Source organism: Sphaerisporangium krabiense, assembly GCF_014200435.1.
Taxonomy (GTDB): domain Bacteria; phylum Actinomycetota; class Actinomycetes; order Streptosporangiales; family Streptosporangiaceae; genus Sphaerisporangium; species Sphaerisporangium krabiense.
Genome location: NZ_JACHBR010000001.1, coordinates 3276010 through 3290509, shown reverse-complemented (window position 1 = coordinate 3290509; position 14500 = coordinate 3276010). Strand labels below are relative to the sequence as shown.

Annotated in this window: 11 protein-coding genes; 3 read left to right on the top strand and 8 right to left on the bottom strand. The window is 71.9% G+C overall.

Annotated features, from left to right (window positions below):
* Positions 1-23: 23 nt before the first annotated feature.
* From BJ981_RS14710 to BJ981_RS14685, 6 genes are all read right to left on the bottom strand, one after another.
* Positions 24-956 carry a 4-(cytidine 5'-diphospho)-2-C-methyl-D-erythritol kinase gene (locus tag BJ981_RS14710; protein ID WP_275422323.1) on the bottom strand — a complete coding sequence of 311 codons (933 nt, stop codon included), beginning with the start codon at positions 954-956 and terminating at the stop codon, positions 24-26.
* A 108-nt stretch (positions 957-1064) separates the two neighbouring features.
* A complete protein-coding gene (gene rsmA, locus BJ981_RS14705) occupies positions 1065-1928 on the bottom strand; it encodes a 16S rRNA (adenine(1518)-N(6)/adenine(1519)-N(6))-dimethyltransferase RsmA (protein WP_184611749.1) in 864 nt (287 codons plus the stop codon).
* Between the two features lie 52 nt (positions 1929-1980).
* Complete coding sequence (locus BJ981_RS14700) at positions 1981-2952, bottom strand: resuscitation-promoting factor (RefSeq protein WP_184611747.1); 972 nt, start codon at positions 2950-2952, stop codon at positions 1981-1983.
* 124 nt (positions 2953-3076) lie between these two features.
* Positions 3077-3934: a TatD family hydrolase gene (locus BJ981_RS14695; RefSeq protein ID WP_184611745.1), complete on the bottom strand. Its 858-nt coding sequence runs from the start codon at positions 3932-3934 to the stop codon at positions 3077-3079.
* Between the two features lie 7 nt (positions 3935-3941).
* Positions 3942-5732, bottom strand: coding sequence for a methionine--tRNA ligase (metG, locus tag BJ981_RS14690; RefSeq protein ID WP_184611743.1), 1791 nt, complete (start codon positions 5730-5732; stop codon positions 3942-3944).
* Positions 5733-5815: 83 nt separating this feature from the next.
* Positions 5816-7057: a glycosyltransferase family 2 protein gene (locus BJ981_RS14685; RefSeq protein WP_204070496.1), complete on the bottom strand. Its 1242-nt coding sequence runs from the start codon at positions 7055-7057 to the stop codon at positions 5816-5818.
* A 204-nt stretch (positions 7058-7261) separates the two neighbouring features.
* On the opposite strand from BJ981_RS14685, the gene BJ981_RS14680 reads away from it, so the two are divergent.
* On the top strand, positions 7262-8677 hold the full coding sequence (locus BJ981_RS14680) for a hypothetical protein (RefSeq protein ID WP_239139520.1): 1416 nt from the start codon (positions 7262-7264) through the stop codon (positions 8675-8677).
* On the opposite strand, the gene BJ981_RS14675 is transcribed toward BJ981_RS14680, so the two are convergent.
* Together BJ981_RS14675 and rsmI are read right to left on the bottom strand one after the other, a co-directional pair.
* The gene (locus BJ981_RS14675) at positions 8664-10202 is read right to left on the bottom strand and encodes a dolichyl-phosphate-mannose--protein mannosyltransferase (protein WP_311745479.1); all 1539 of its coding nucleotides are present in this window, start codon (positions 10200-10202) and stop codon (positions 8664-8666) included. The genes BJ981_RS14680 and BJ981_RS14675 overlap by 14 nt on opposite strands.
* Positions 10203-10410: 208 nt before the next feature.
* A complete protein-coding gene (gene rsmI / locus BJ981_RS14670; RefSeq protein WP_184611739.1) occupies positions 10411-11262 on the bottom strand; it encodes a 16S rRNA (cytidine(1402)-2'-O)-methyltransferase in 852 nt (283 codons plus the stop codon).
* A gap of 109 nt (positions 11263-11371) precedes the next feature.
* On the opposite strand from rsmI, the gene BJ981_RS14665 reads away from it, so the two are divergent.
* Together BJ981_RS14665 and BJ981_RS14660 are read left to right on the top strand one after the other, a co-directional pair.
* Positions 11372-12979 carry a dolichyl-phosphate-mannose--protein mannosyltransferase gene (locus tag BJ981_RS14665; protein WP_184611737.1) on the top strand — a complete coding sequence of 536 codons (1608 nt, stop codon included), beginning with the start codon at positions 11372-11374 and terminating at the stop codon, positions 12977-12979.
* Between the two features lie 145 nt (positions 12980-13124).
* The gene (locus BJ981_RS14660) at positions 13125-14492 is read left to right on the top strand and encodes a hypothetical protein (protein ID WP_184611735.1); all 1368 of its coding nucleotides are present in this window, start codon (positions 13125-13127) and stop codon (positions 14490-14492) included.
* Positions 14493-14500: the final 8 nt, after the last annotated feature.

Sequence of the window (14500 nt, the reverse complement as noted above, 5' to 3'; positions counted from 1 at the left end):
GGGCGCCTTTGAGCCGGCACGTGTCAGGGCACGACCTCGGCGCCTTGGACGGGGCCGTGGGCGGTGAGGGCGCGGCGGCAGACGCCGGCGGCTTCGAGGGACGCGGCGAGGGAGGTGGCGTGGTCCTCGGAGTCGGCGAGGAAGGCGCAGGTGGGGCCGGAGCCGGACACCAGCGCGCCGAGGGCGCCGTGTTCACGGCCGGCGGCGAGCGTGCGGGCCAGAGGGCGGCACAGCAGCAGGGCCGCGGCCTGGAGGTCGTTGTCGAGCATCTGGCCGAGGGCCTTGGCGTCGCCGCGCGCGAGGGCCTCCATGAGGCCGTCCGCCACCCGGGGCCACCCGACCTGCTCGCCGGTCGCCTCGCGCAGCCGGTCGCACTCGGCGTAGACGTCGGCCGTGGACAGCCCGCCCTCGGCGAGCGCGAAGACCCAGTGGAAGCGGCCGGCGACGGGCGCCGGGGACAGTTTCTCTCCCCGGCCGGTGCCGACGGCGGTGCCGCCGACCAGGGCGAAGGGCACGTCGCTGCCGAGGTCGGCGGCCAGCTCCATGAGGTCGTCCTGCGCGGCGCCGAGGCCCCACAGCGCGTCGCAGGCCACCAGCGTGGCGGCGGCGTCCGCGCTGCCCCCGGCCATGCCCCCGGCGACGGGGATCGCCTTGCGGATGCGCAGCCGCACGTCCGGGGGCCGGCCCGCCCGCACGGCCAGCGCCAGCGCGGCCCGCACGGCGAGGTTGCTGCCGTCCAGGGGAACCTGGCCGGAGGACTCGCCCTCGACGGTCACGGCCACGGGCGGACCCCCGGACGCCTCACGCGGCGCGGGCTCGTCGGAGGCCGTCACCTCGTCGAAGAGGGACACGGCGTGGAAGACGTTGACCAGGTCGTGGTAGCCGTCGTCCCGCCTCGGCCCCACGGAGAGCTGGAGATTGACCTTGGCGGGCACCCGGACCGTCACAGAAGTCACGGCAACAGATCGTAACGCTCCGTCGCCACATGACAAACAACCGCCTCTGCGCGCCCGACGCCACCGCCCTCTCTGTCCCACCAAAAGCGACATCGAACGTCATTCACGTCATCTTCGGCGGTTCTCCGCGATTCTGGCGAACTCCTCGACACGGAGCTGTTCGCCGCGCAGCGACGGGTCGACGCCGGCCGCGCGCAGGGCCGTCTCGGCGGCGGCGGGCGTGCCCGCCCAGGACGCCAGGGCGGCCCTGAGCGTCTTGCGGCGCTGGGCGAAGGCGGCGTCCACGACGGCGAAGACCTCCTCACGGGAGGCGGTGGTCGGCGGCGGGTCCCTGCGCGTCAGCGCCACCAGCCCGGAATCGACGTTCGGCACCGGCCAGAACACCGTGCGCCCCACCGGCCCGGCCCGCCGCACGTCGGCGTACCAGGCCGCCTTGACGGACGGCACGCCGTACACCTTCGAGCCGGGCCCGGCGGCCATGCGGTCGGCCACCTCGGACTGCACCATCACCAGGCCCTTGCGCAGCGAGGGCAGGACCTCCAGCAGGTGCAGGACGACCGGCACCGCCACGTTGTACGGCAGGTTGGCGACCAGCGCCGTGGGCTCCGCCCCGCCGAGCTGCGCGGGCAGCACGCGCATCGCGTCGGCCAGGACGACGGTGAGACGGCCCGCCAGCCCGGGGGCGCGCTCGGCGACGGTCAGCGGGAGCTGCCCGGCGAGCACCGGGTCGATCTCCACCGCCACCAGCCGCGACGCCTCGGGGAGCAGCGCGAGCGTGAGCGAGCCGAGGCCGGGCCCGACCTCGATCACCACGTCGTCGGGCGACACCTCGGCCACCCGGGCGATGCGGCGCACCGTGCCTCCGTCGATGACGAAGTTCTGCCCGAGCCGCTTGGTCGGCCTCAGGTCGAGCTTGTCAGCCAGAACACGTATCTCTGCCGGGCCGAGCAGGTTCACGATCGAACTCCCCATCCCCCCAGTGTCCCGCACCCGCGGCACCCGCGTCGGCGCGCGCCCGTGACGCTCACCGGGTGAACAGGCGCGCGCCGCAGTCCGGCCACTGGCCGTGCCAGCGGCCCGCGACCCTCTGGTAGAGGAGCTGGGCGCGGTAGGTCTGCTCGTCCGCGGGCCAGTCCAGCGGGGTCCTGGCGCCGCCCACGGCCCGCCACACGGGCAGGCTGAACTGGTACATGCCGTAGTACGGCCCCCGCGGGTCGAACGACCTGGGGTCGCCGCCGCTCTGGCAGCGGGCGAGCGCCCCCCAGTTGAGGGAGGCCACCCACGCGTTGACCGGAACGACGTGGACCGGCGGGGGCGGCGGGGCGGGGGTGATGCGGATGACCTGGTCGTCCTCGGGAAAGGAGCGCAGCGGCGGGCTCACCCGGTCGCCCCGGGCCAGGGTGATGTCGTGCTGCTCGAGGACGGAGCGCACCGTGCGGCCGTACGTCAGGAGCTCCAGCCGCACGCCGCCCCGCACGACCGTGACCCGGCGCTGCGTGCGGACGCTCAGCGCGAACCCGGACACCGGGATCTGCCGCATCGTGGAGGCCGACAGCGTGGCCGGGCGCCGGGTGAGATCGAGCTGCTGGAGGGCCTCCCCCACGTTGAGCGCCGTGACCGTGTGGGTGGTCCTGCGGCCGTCCAGCGTGAGCACCAGCCGCCGGGCGTGCCGCACGACGACCGCCGCGCCGTCGCCCACCAGGCGGCCGGGCGCCGGATCGACGTGGTCCCCCGGGCCGACCGGGACCTTCGCGTGCGCGAGGACCTCGCCGACGGTGCCGCCGAAGCTGAGGACGGTGGCCTCGCCGCCGTCCACGATCAGCCGCACCTCGTTGGCCAGCACGTCGGCGACGAGCAGGGCGGAGGTCACGCCCGCCACGACCGCGCAGAGCACCGCCGCCCCCGGCGAGCGTGCGATGGCGCGCAGGCGCGAGGGGCGGCGCGGGGCACGGCGCGACCCGGGACGCCGGGCGGCCGGCGCCGAGGATGGAGGCACGGCGCGTCCTTCGAGTAGACCGGCTGCCGACGCTAGCGCCGCCTCCACGGGCACTCAACCAGATGGCCGAAAGCGGTCCGTGAGATTGTGGTCACTTGGAGTTGACGACGGCGACGCCGGGAGTTCACCAGGCCCCGAAGACGCGCTCGCCGTTGGCGTCGACGGCGCGGGCCAGGGCGTCGGCGTCCATGCCCTTGACCTCGGCCAGGCAGCGCAGCGTGAGCGGGATGAGGTAGGGCGCGTTGGGCTTGCCGCGGTGCGGGGTGGGCGGCAGGTAGGGGGCGTCGGTCTCGACGAGCATGAGCTCGGGCGGGGCCAGCTCGGCGGCCTCGCGAAGGTAGCCGGCGTTCTTGTAGGTGACCGGGCCGGAGAAGGACATGAAGTACCCGGCCTCGACGCACCGCCGGGCCATGGCGGCGTCGCCGGAGTAGCTGTGGAAGACGACCACCTCGGGCGCGCCCGCGTCGGCGAGGACGCGCAGGACGTCGTCGTGGGCGTCGCGGTCGTGGATGACCAGCGCCTTGCCCGTCCGCTTGGCGATCTCGATGTGGGCGCGGAACGACGCCTCCTGGTCCTCGCGGGACGCCCAGTCGCGGAAGAAGTCGAGCCCGGTCTCGCCGACGGCCCGGACCTGCGGCTCGCGGGCCAGCTTCTCGATCTCGTCCAGGACCTCGGGAGTGGCGGCGTGCGCCTCGTTGGGGTGGATGGCCACCCCGGCGTACACGTCGTCGCGCTCGCGGGCGACCTGCGCGCCCCACCGGGAGGAGCGCAGGTCGTAGCCGATGGTCACGAGGCGGGTGACGCCCACCTCGCGGGCCTCGGCGAGGATCTTGCCCACTCCCGTGCCCGACGCCTGCGCGGCGAGCGCGACGGCGTCCCCCGAGGACGCCTTGCGCTCGCCGACCATGATGTCGAGGTGGCAGTGGCTGTCGAAGACCTCCGCGCCGAGCGGCTCGGGCGCGGGCGGAACCGCCTGGCTCATCGCGGCGTCACTCTCCGAGGCGGGCGAGCTCTTCGTCGACCACCTTGGGATCGAGCTTGGCGAACAGCGGGGTGGGCGGCGCCAGCGGCGTGCCGGGCCGGAGCGGAACCGACTCCCAGCGGGCCCGGCCCTCGTACTCGCCGGTGATCACCGGGTACGGCGGGCGGCCGTCCTCGTCGACCTCCTCGATCCGGGGCATGCCCGACCAGACGCCCTCGCCGCCGAGCATGGCGTGGACCTTGTTGGAGGACGCCGGCAGGAAGGGAGTGAGCATGGTCTTGGCGTCGTCCACGACCTGGAGGGCGACGTGGAGGATCGACTTGACGCGCTCGGGGTCGTCCTTGAGCTTCCAGGGCTCCTGTTCGGCGAGGTAGCGGTTGGCGTCGCGGACGACGTCGAACGCCTCGGTGACGGCGTTCTTGAAGCGCGACCTGCCGAGCTCGGCGCCGACGGCGGAGAAGGCCCCGCCGCTGCGCGCCAGCAGCGCGCGGTCGGCGTCGGTCAGCTCGCCCGCCTCCGGCACCGCGCCGAAGTTCTTGGCGGCCATCGAGATCGACCGGTTGACGAGGTTGCCCCACGCGGCGACCAGCTCGCCGTTGTTCCTGTTGACGAACTCCGACCAGGTGAAGTCGGTGTCCTGGTTCTCCGGGCCGGCGACCGCGATGTAGTAGCGCAGGGCGTCGGCGTCGTAGCGCGACAGGAAGTCGCGCACGTAGATCACGACCTGGCGGCTGGAGGAGAACTTGCGGCCCTCCATGGTGAGGAACTCGCTGGAGACGACCTCCGACGGCAGGGCCAGCTTGCCGAGCGAGCCCGGCGTGCCGCCGCGCGCCCCCTCGCCGTTGTAGCCGAGCAGCATGGCGGGCCAGATCTCGGAGTGGAAGACGATGTTGTCCTTGCCCATGAAGTAGTAGCCGCGGGCGTCGGGGTTCTGCCACCACTGCCGCCAGGCGTCCGGGTCGCCCGAGCGGCGCGCCCACTCGATCGAGGCGCTGAGGTAGCCGATGACCGCGTCGAACCAGACGTACAGCCGCTTGTCCTCGCGGTCGCGCCAGCCGTCCAGGGGGATGGGCACGCCCCAGTCGAGGTCGCGGCTGATGGCGCGGGGCTGCAGGTCGCCGAGGAGGTTGAGCGAGAACTTCAGGACGTTGGGCCGCCACTCGCCCTGCTTGGACTGCAGCCAGGAGCCCAGCACCTCGGCGAACGCCGGCAGGTCGAGCATGAAGTGCTCGGTCTCGATGAACTTGGGCGTCTCGCCGTTGATGCGGCTCTTGGGGTTGATCAGGTCGATCGGGTCGAGCTGGTTGCCGCAGTTGTCGCACTGGTCGCCGCGCGCGCCGTCGTACCCGCAGATGGGGCAGGTGCCCTCGATGTAGCGGTCGGGAAGGGTGCGCCCGGTGGACGGCGAGACCGCGCCCATGGTCGTCTTCGGGAAGACGTAGCCGTTCTCGTACAGGCCCTTGAAGATCTCTTGCGCGATGGCGTAGTGGTTGGCCGTCGTGGTGCGCGTGAACAGGTCGTACGAGAGGCCCAGGGCGGTGAGGTCCTCGGCGATCACCCGGTTGTAGCGGTCGGCGAGCTCGCGGGCGGTGACGCCCTCGCGGTCGGCCTGCACCTGGATGGGCGTGCCGTGCTCGTCGGTGCCGCTGACCATCAGCACCTTGTTGCCCGCCATCCGCTGGTAGCGGCTGAAGACGTCGGACGGCACGCCGAACCCGGAGACGTGCCCGATGTGACGGGGACCGTTGGCGTAGGGCCAGGCGACGGCGGTCAAGATGTGCTGGGACTGCTGGGACATGCCATCAAGCCTAGAGGTCCCCGCCGTCAGCCTCGAACCCTTATGCGCCTCTCACTTCGTTCTCGTCGGGAAACCCGCGCCGGCTAGAGAGCGTCCTCGTGCTGCGCGGCCGCGGGACGCGCCATGCGCACAGCCTCGGCGGCCTCCTCGGCGGCGGAGGCGGCGACGTCGGCGGGGGTCTCCTTGGTCCTGCGGATGCCGAGGATGCTGATGAACAGGGCCGCGAAGATGGTCTGGAAGCTGATGACGAGGGCGGTCGCGGAGGGCACGACCAGGCGCAGCGACTCGGCGGGGATCAGCTCGCCGAAGTTGCGCACCTGCCAGTGCGCCAGCGAGGCGACCATGCCCGCCAGGCCCGCGAGGGCCAGCAGGCCGCCCGCGATCAGGCCGCGTTCCAGGGTGACCACGTCGACCAGGCGCCTGATGCGCCTGTCCTCGGGCAGGAACCCCTCTTCGGCGGCGTATACCTTGGTGAACAGCGCGAACAGCACCGCCTGGAAGCCGATGACGACGGCCGCCGACGCCCCGACCAGCGTGTCGACGTCGAAGGCCAGCTTGCCGATGTAGACCGGGCCGAAGGTGAGCGCGGTGCCGACGGTGAGACCGAGCGCCATCAGAACCAGGCCGGGGATGAAGAACAGCCAGCGGGGGCTGTAGAGCAGCAGGAAGCGCAGGTGGCGCCAGCCGTCCCGCCAGGAGCGCAGGTGCGGCGGGCGGGACCGGCCGTCGGGGCTGAGGGTGGTGGGCACCTCGCGGACGTCCAGGCCCTGGATCGTGGACTTCACGACCATCTCGCTGGCGAACTCCATGCCGCCGGTCTGCAGGCCGAGGTTCAGGATCGAGTCGCGGCGGAACCCGCGCAGGCCGCAGTGGAAGTCGCGGATCGCGCTCGGGAAGAACAGCCGGCCGATGAACGACAGCACCGGGTTGCCGAGGTAGCGGTGCAGGGGGGGCATGGCGCCGGGGGCGATGCCGCCGCGGAAGCGGTTGCCCATGACCAGGTCGGCGCCGCCGCGCAGCTCTTCGACGAAGGGCATCAGCGCGGTGAAGTCGTAGGAGTCGTCGGCGTCTCCCATGATCACGTAGCGGCCGCGCGCGGCGCGGATGCCGCCCATGAGGGCGTTGCCGTACCCCTTCTGGTCGACGTGGACGACGCGGGCGCCGGCGTCCCTGGCGAGCTGCTGGGAGCCGTCGGTGCTGCCGTTGTCGGCGATCACCACCTCGCCCTCGATGCCCTGCTCGGCCATGAAGCCCAACGCCTTGCGCACGCACGTTTCGACGGTCTCCGCCTCGTTCAGGCACGGCATGACCACAGTCAGTTCCACGTCGAAACCCCTCGTTCGCGCTTCGATCATCAGGTGCGTAGTCCAACCATGATGCCCTCTGCCCTCAGGTGCTCGGGTCAAGTCCGCGAAACGGCTGGCATCCTGTAAACCATGGTGACCGTAGCCGATCCGGCGCAGGCGGACGCGCCGGCGCGGAGCAAACGCGCGCGTGTCCTGGGGTTTCTCCGGCGTCGCCGTCTTTTCGTGATCGCTTTCACGCTGGGCGCGGCGCTGCGCGTGATCGCCATGCTCGGCTACCGGCCGGCGATGTGGTTCAACGACTCCTACGAGTACGTCTCCGTAGCCCTGCACCCCCGCCCGCACCCGATCCGCCCGGACGGCTACGGTTTCTGGCTCCTGGCGCTCAAGCCGTTCCACAGTTTCGGGCTGGTGGTCCTCACCCAGCACCTCATGGGCCTGGCGACGGCGGTGCTCATCTACGCGCTGCTGAGGCGCAGGTTCGGCCTGCCCGACTGGGGCGCGACGCTGGCCGCCGTGCCGGTGCTGTTCGACGCCTACCAGATCCAGCTCGAACAGCTGATCATGTCCGACACCATGTTCACCCTGCTCATCGTGGGCCTGGTGACGCTGGTGCTGTGGCATCGCCGCCTGTCGTGGCGCTCCGGCGTGGCGGTCGGGCTGCTGCTCGCGCTCACCGCGCTGACGCGCAGCATCGGCCTGCCCATCCTGGCCGTGGTCGTGGTCTTCCTGCTCATCAAGCGCACCGGATGGAAGCCCATCCTGGCGGTGGTGACGGCGTGCGCGGTGCCGGTGGTGGCGTACATGGGGTGGTTCGCCGCGGCGCAGGGGCAGTTCGCGCTGACGCAGAGCGACGGGCTGATCCTCTACATGCGCACGGCGAAGTTCGCGGACTGCAAGAAGATCAAGCCGGACCTGCAGCGCGAGCAGGAGCTGATCCCGCTGTGCGTCAACCCGGCCTTCGCGCGCAGCCAGTTCTCCCAGTGGTACCTGTGGTACACCGGCCGCGGCGAGGTGCTGCACCGCTGGGGCACCGACAAGTTCGACCGGCACGTCAACGACGCGGCGGGCACGTTCGCCAAGCGGGCCATCCTCGCCCAGCCCGGCGACTACCTGGCCGCCGTCTGGGGCGACCTGCTGCGCAGCTTCCGCTGGGACCGCCCGGTGTTCCCCGACGCGCTCACGTACATGCAGTACGAGTTCGACAGCAAGGGCGTCACCGCCAAGGATCCGGACCGGCTGCAGAAGTCGCCGCCGACCTGGAAGAGCTACCAGGGCACGGTGGACCGCGACCTGGTGGCCTACGAGCAGGGCCGCGCGAGCACCCACGCGTACTGGCCGTGGGCCACGATCATGGAGCGCTACCAGCGGGTGGTCTACATGCCGGGCCTCGTGCTCGGCCTGGCGCTGCTGGTCGGCGCGGCCGGGGTGATCGCGCGGTGGCGCAAGCTCGGCGGGCCGGGGCTGCTGCCGTGGGTGGCGTCGGCCGCCCTGGTCGTGGCGCCCGCCGCCACGGCGGAGTTCGACTACCGGTACCTGTTGCCCGCGCTGCCCCTGGCGTTCCTGTCCGCCGCCATCGCCCTCCATGAGGGAGTGCGCCCGCCGTGGCGGCGCGGGCCGGCCCCCGCTAGATCCAGCTAGGGAAAAGCATGCGCCGGTGCCAGTCGTCGTAGGGGATGTCCTCGGCGGAGATGACCGGGTACAACCACCAGAAGTTGATCAACGCCAGCAGGGTGAAGGCTCCGACGACGGCCGCGCCGATCGCCCTGCGGGACGACTGGGGGCCCGCCCGTCCGATCAGCAATCCCGCGCCCAGGGCCAGGGCGATCGCCATGAACGGGAGCATGGGGGCCATGTAGAACAGGAACATGGTCCGCTTGTCGGCGATGGCGTAGTAGAACCAGGGCAGCCAGCCGACGCCGTAGGTCAGCAGCACGGCTCCGGCGCGCCAGTCGCGGGTGGCCACGTACCAGGCGATCAGCCCGATGAGGGCGATCAGCGAGCCGTACCAGATGACCGGCGTGCCCACCCCGAGCACCGCCTGCGCGCACGACGGGGCGCCGCAGGTGCCGGCGCCGCCGGTGTAGTGGAAGGCGACCGGGCGGATGAGCAGCGGCCACTGCCAGGGCCAGGACTGGTAGGGATGGGACTGGTCGAGACCGGTGTGGTAGCCCAGCACCTGGGACTGGTAGTCGATCCACGAGCGGATCGAGCTGAACACCCAGTAGCTCCAGCCGCTGCTGGTGGCTTGGGCCCAGTTGCGGCCGTACCCGTACGGCGTGGCGAACCACCCCGCCCAACTGGCCACGTACACCACCACCGGCACCAGACCCAACCCCGCCAGCGCCGTGGGCACATCCCGCCGGAGCGCCCCCGAGAACGGATGACGCAACCCCACCGCACGCCGCGCCCCCGCATCCCACAACAACGACATCACCGCGAAAGCCACCAAGAAGAACACCCCGCTCCACTTGGTCGCCACCGCCGCCCCCAGACACACCCCCGCCCCGATCCGCCACGGCCGCACCCCAAGCCACGGACCCGCCCCCGCGAGCGAAGACCCCTCATACCACCGCGCCAGACGCTCCCGCGACCGATCCCGATCCACCACCAGGCACCCGAAACCCGCAAGCACCCAGAACATCAGGAACACATCCAGCAACGCCGTACGGGACAACACGAAATGCAACCCGTCCAACGCCAAAAGCAACCCCGCCAGACACCCCAGCAACGTCGACCGCGTCATCCGCCGCGCCACCCGCGCCACCAGCAGAATCGACAACGACCCCAGCACCGCCGCCGCGAACCGCCACCCGAACGGATCAGCCCCCCACAACCACTCCCCCACACCGATCAACCACTTACCGAGCGGAGGGTGGGCCACGTAGGAGGCGCACGGGTCGAGGCTGTCGGGCGTGCAGGTCACCCACAGGTCGTCGCGGCCGGCGAGGAGCCTCTGGTCGGCGATCGGGTTATCCGACGTGCCGAGGAAGGTGCGTTCGACGCCGTAGGTGAGCAGGGACAGGGCGTCCTTGGCGTAGTACGTCTCGTCGAACACGACCGCCTTGGGGAGGGCGAGGCGGTCGAAGCGGAGCAGAGCCCCGAACGTCGCGACCAGCACCGGGCCCAGCCAGGCCCAGATGGAGGTGTCCGCGAACGGGGGCACCAGGCGGTCGCGGATCGAGGATCCCCCGTCCGGCCGCTCCGCCGAAGGAACCGGCGTCCGTCCGAATAATGATGATTTTCTGAATAATTTCAGAGGGAAGGCACGCTCAGCCACGCAGGCACCTTATGGGGCGGAAGCGCTCCTGATCCAGAGGATCAAGGACCCATACACGCTCCGTGGCGATCCGGAACCCGCCGCCGGATCGCCCTCACGAACGGTGGACGGCGTCGTACAGCTCCCGCTTGGGGATGCCCGCCGCCTTGGCCACGTCCACGATCGCCTGCTTGCGGGGCACGCCGGCCGTCTCCTGCCGGGCGACCTCCGCGACCAGCGCGCCGATGTCGGTCTCCGCGGCGCCGGGCGCGTGCCCGGCGACGACCAGGGTGATCTCACCGCGCACCTCGCCCCGCGCCCACGCGACCAGATCGCCGAGCGTGCCCCGCACGACCTCCTCGTAGGTCTTGGTCAGCTCGCGGCACAGGGCGGCGGGGCGGTCCGCGCCGAAGGCCTCGGCCATCGCGGCGAGGGCGGCGTGCAGGCGGTGCGGCGCCTCGAAGAAGACCATGGTCCGCTCCTCGCCCGCCAGGGCGGCGAGCCGCCGGGCCCGCTCGCCGGGCTTGCGCGGCGGGAACCCCTCGAAGCAGAACCGGTCGCTCGGCAGGCCGGAGATCGCGAGCGCGGTGGTGACCGCGGACGGCCCGGGCAGCGCCGTCACCGGGATGCCCGCCTCGACCGCGAGGTGGGTGAGGCGGTACCCGGGGTCGGACACCCCGGGCATGCCGGCGTCGGTGATCACCAGGACGGTGTCGCCGTCGCGCAGGGCCTCGACGAGTTCCCCCGCCCGCGCCGCCTCGTTGCCGTCGTAGTAGGACACCACGCGCCCCGCGAGCGTGACCCCGAGGTCGGCGGCGAGCCTGCGCAGCCGGCGGGTGTCCTCGGCGGCGATGACGTCGGCGCGCGCGAGGGCCTCGCGCAGCCGGGGAGAGGCGTCCTCGGCACGCCCGATGGGAGCACCGGCCAGGATCAGCGTGCCGTCGTTCACCCGTCCATCCTCTCTCATGCGCGGGGGATCGCCCGCACCCCCGCAGCTTCTGGGCAGACCTTCCCAATTAGGTACACAGAGGGTGTTTCTTAGGTTGTACGTAATAGCCGCCCCGTACGATGTCCGGATGGCCCTGACGGACTCCACCAACCAGGACTTCGACCGGCCGGAGCCGCGCGAAGAGCCCGAGAACCCGGGTTCCCTGCGCGACCGGCTCGTCCCGCCGTTCCTGGGAAGCCCCCTGTGGGGGTGGCTCGGCCCGTTGCTGGTGACCGCCTTCGGCGCGTTCCTGCGCTTCGACCGCCTCGCCGTCCCCAAGGCGGTCGTGTTCGACGAGACGTACTACGCCAAGGACGCCCTCTCGCTGATCACGTTCGGCGTCGAGCGCACCACGGTCAAGGACGCCGACAAGCTGCTGCTCGGCGGCGACCACAACGTCTGGCAGAGCTGCGCCGCCACCGAACTGGACAAGTGCGCCTCCTACGTCGTCCACCCTCCGCTCGGTAAGTGGTTGATCGGTGTGGGGGAGTGGTTGTGGGGGGCTGATCCTTTCGGGTGGCGGTTCGCGGCGGCGGTGCTGGGGTCGTTGTCGATTCTGCTGGTGGCGCGGGTGGCGCGGCGGATGACGCGGTCGACGTTGCTGGGGTGTCTGGCGGGGTTGCTTTTGGCGTTGGACGGGTTGCATTTCGTGTTGTCCCGTACGGCGTTGCTGGATGTGTTCCTGATGTTCTGGGTGCTTGCGGGTTTCGGGTGCCTGGTGGTGGATCGGGATCGGTCGCGGGAGCGTCTGGCGCGGTGGTATGAGGGGTCTTCGCTCGCGGGGGCGGGTCCGTGGCTTGGGGTGCGGCCGTGGCGGATCGGGGCGGGGGTGTGTCTGGGGGCGGCGGTGGCGACCAAGTGGAGCGGGGTGTTCTTCTTGGTGGCTTTCGCGGTGATGTCGTTGTTGTGGGATGCGGGGGCGCGGCGTGCGGTGGGGTTGCGTCATCCGTTCTCGGGGGCGCTCCGGCGGGATGTGCCCACGGCGCTGGCGGGGTTGGGTCTGGTGCCGGTGGTGGTGTACGTGGCCAGTTGGGCGGGGTGGTTCGCCACGCCGTACGGGTACGGCCGCAACTGGGCCCAAGCCACCAGCAGCGGGCCGGTGTACTTCGTCCTCGACTCGATGCGTTCCTGGTGGAACTACCAGTCGATGGTCCTCGGCTTCCACACCGGCCTGGACTCCAGCCATCCGTACCAGTCCGAGCCGTGGGAGTGGCCGCTGCTGCTGCGCCCGGTCGCGTTCTTCTACGAGGGCCCGGCCTGTAACACGGGCAAGTGCGCGCAGGCGGTGCTCGGGGTGGGCACGCCGGTCATCTGGTACGGCTCACTGATCGCCCTCATCGGGCTGATCGCCTGGTACGTGGCCACCCGCGACTGGCGCGCCGGAGCCGTGCTGCTCGCCTACGGCGTCGGCTGGCTGCCCTGGTTCTACTACGCCATCGCCGACAACCGGACCATGTTCCTTTTCTACACGGCCCCCATGCTCCCGTTCATGGCGATCGCCCTCGCCCTGGCCGCCGGCCTGCTCATCGGGCCCGCCGGGGCGCGGCAGAACCGGAGGCTCCTCGGAGCCGCGCTTTCGGGTGCGTTCGTGCTCGTCGCCCTGATTAACTTCTGGTGGCTCTACCCCATTATCTCCGCCGAGATCATCCCCTACGACGATTGGCACCGGCGCATGCTGTTCGACCGCTGGATATGACCAGGGATGTGATCTGACATGACTTGGCCATCGGCCACCGAAGTCCGCCCTTCCGCTCGTTCCGGTCTTACAGGTAGGTGACGTGGAAATCGCCCACGGCGGTGGTCGTCGTCAGGGTCCGGGCATATACGGCAGACTGCGAAGCATGCCTGCACCCGACGTCGCCGCACTGCTCACAGAGCTGGAGCGCTCGGACCCGGAACTCGCCGACGACGCCCGCGTCGCCGTCGAGTGGCTGACGGGCGGGGATCCTCTGGAGACCCTCACCCAGTTGAGCGTCTGCGAGTTCCTCTGGTACACGCTGCCCCTGGAGGTCACCGGGGACCGCGGCGCCATCGCCCGTGCCCTGGGGCGCCTGCTCGACCTCGGCGGCATGGACCGCTACGCCGCGCTGTGCGTCTCCCCTACCACCGCGCAGATCCTGCGCGCCTACGCGCGCGAGGGGGACGACGCCGGCACGGCCGCCTACCAGCGCGCCCTGAACGCCACGGGCGTGCTGCCGCCCGACATCGCGGAGCTGCGCTGGAGCTCCCTCATGGGGCCCGAGGAGCTGGGCGCGCACCTGGCCTGCTCCGCCGCGCTCGAACTGGCCATCGTCTGCGGCCGCCTGGACCCCTCCTCCGGCACCGGCAAGGCCGACGCCGAGGCGCTGACCCGCCGCTGGCTCACCGAGCCCCGTGCCGAGCTGGGCGGCGACAACTGGCTGAACCGCGTGCACGGCGAGCGGCTCAACCGGTGGGTGCTCGGCCGTGGCGCCGCCCGCCGCGAGCTGGCCCAGCCCTTCGAGGTACGCCTCCACGCCCCGATCCCCGCCCCCGACGGGCCCCACCTGCAGGCGCTGCGGTGGCTCCTGGAGGCGGCCCGGCGCCCGGGCGGCGTGCCCCTCACCCCCGGCGACGGCGTCGCGCGCCCGCTCGCCACCGAGGCCGCCGAGCGGTTCGGCTGGGAGCCCGCGGGCGCCGAGGACGGCCTGAGCGCGTTAGGCACCCTGCTCCGCATCGCCGAGCACGAGATGCGGGCCGTGCGCCGCGACGGCGGCAGCCTCGTGATCACCTCGGCGGGCAGGTGGCTCCTCACCGACCCCGCCGCCATGTGGCAGGCCGCGACCGCCGCCCTGCTGACCCCCGTGTCCGGCCAGCGCGACATGGAGGTCTCGGTCCGCGAGGTCGGGCTGATGCTCCTCAGCGAGGGCACGGCCCTGCCGTGCGGGGAGCTGGCCGAGCGGGTCGCCGAGGTCGTCGTGGGCGAGGGCTGGCGTACGGCCACCCCGGACGAGGTCGCGAGGCCGCTGGTCGAGCTGCGCCGCCGCCTGGAGGCCTTCCACCTGTGCGTCACGGCGCCCGCCCGGCGGTCCGCCGCGCACGTCGCCGCTTCTCCGGAACCGGCCGAGTGCGCCGGCCAGCCCCCGGCCGCGCTGACCCCCGCCGGGCGCGCCGCCGCCCTCACGGCCCTGCGCGCCCAGGCCCTGCGCCCCCGCCAGTACGTCAGCCTCAGCCGGGGCACCCCCGCCTGAGCCTTCGC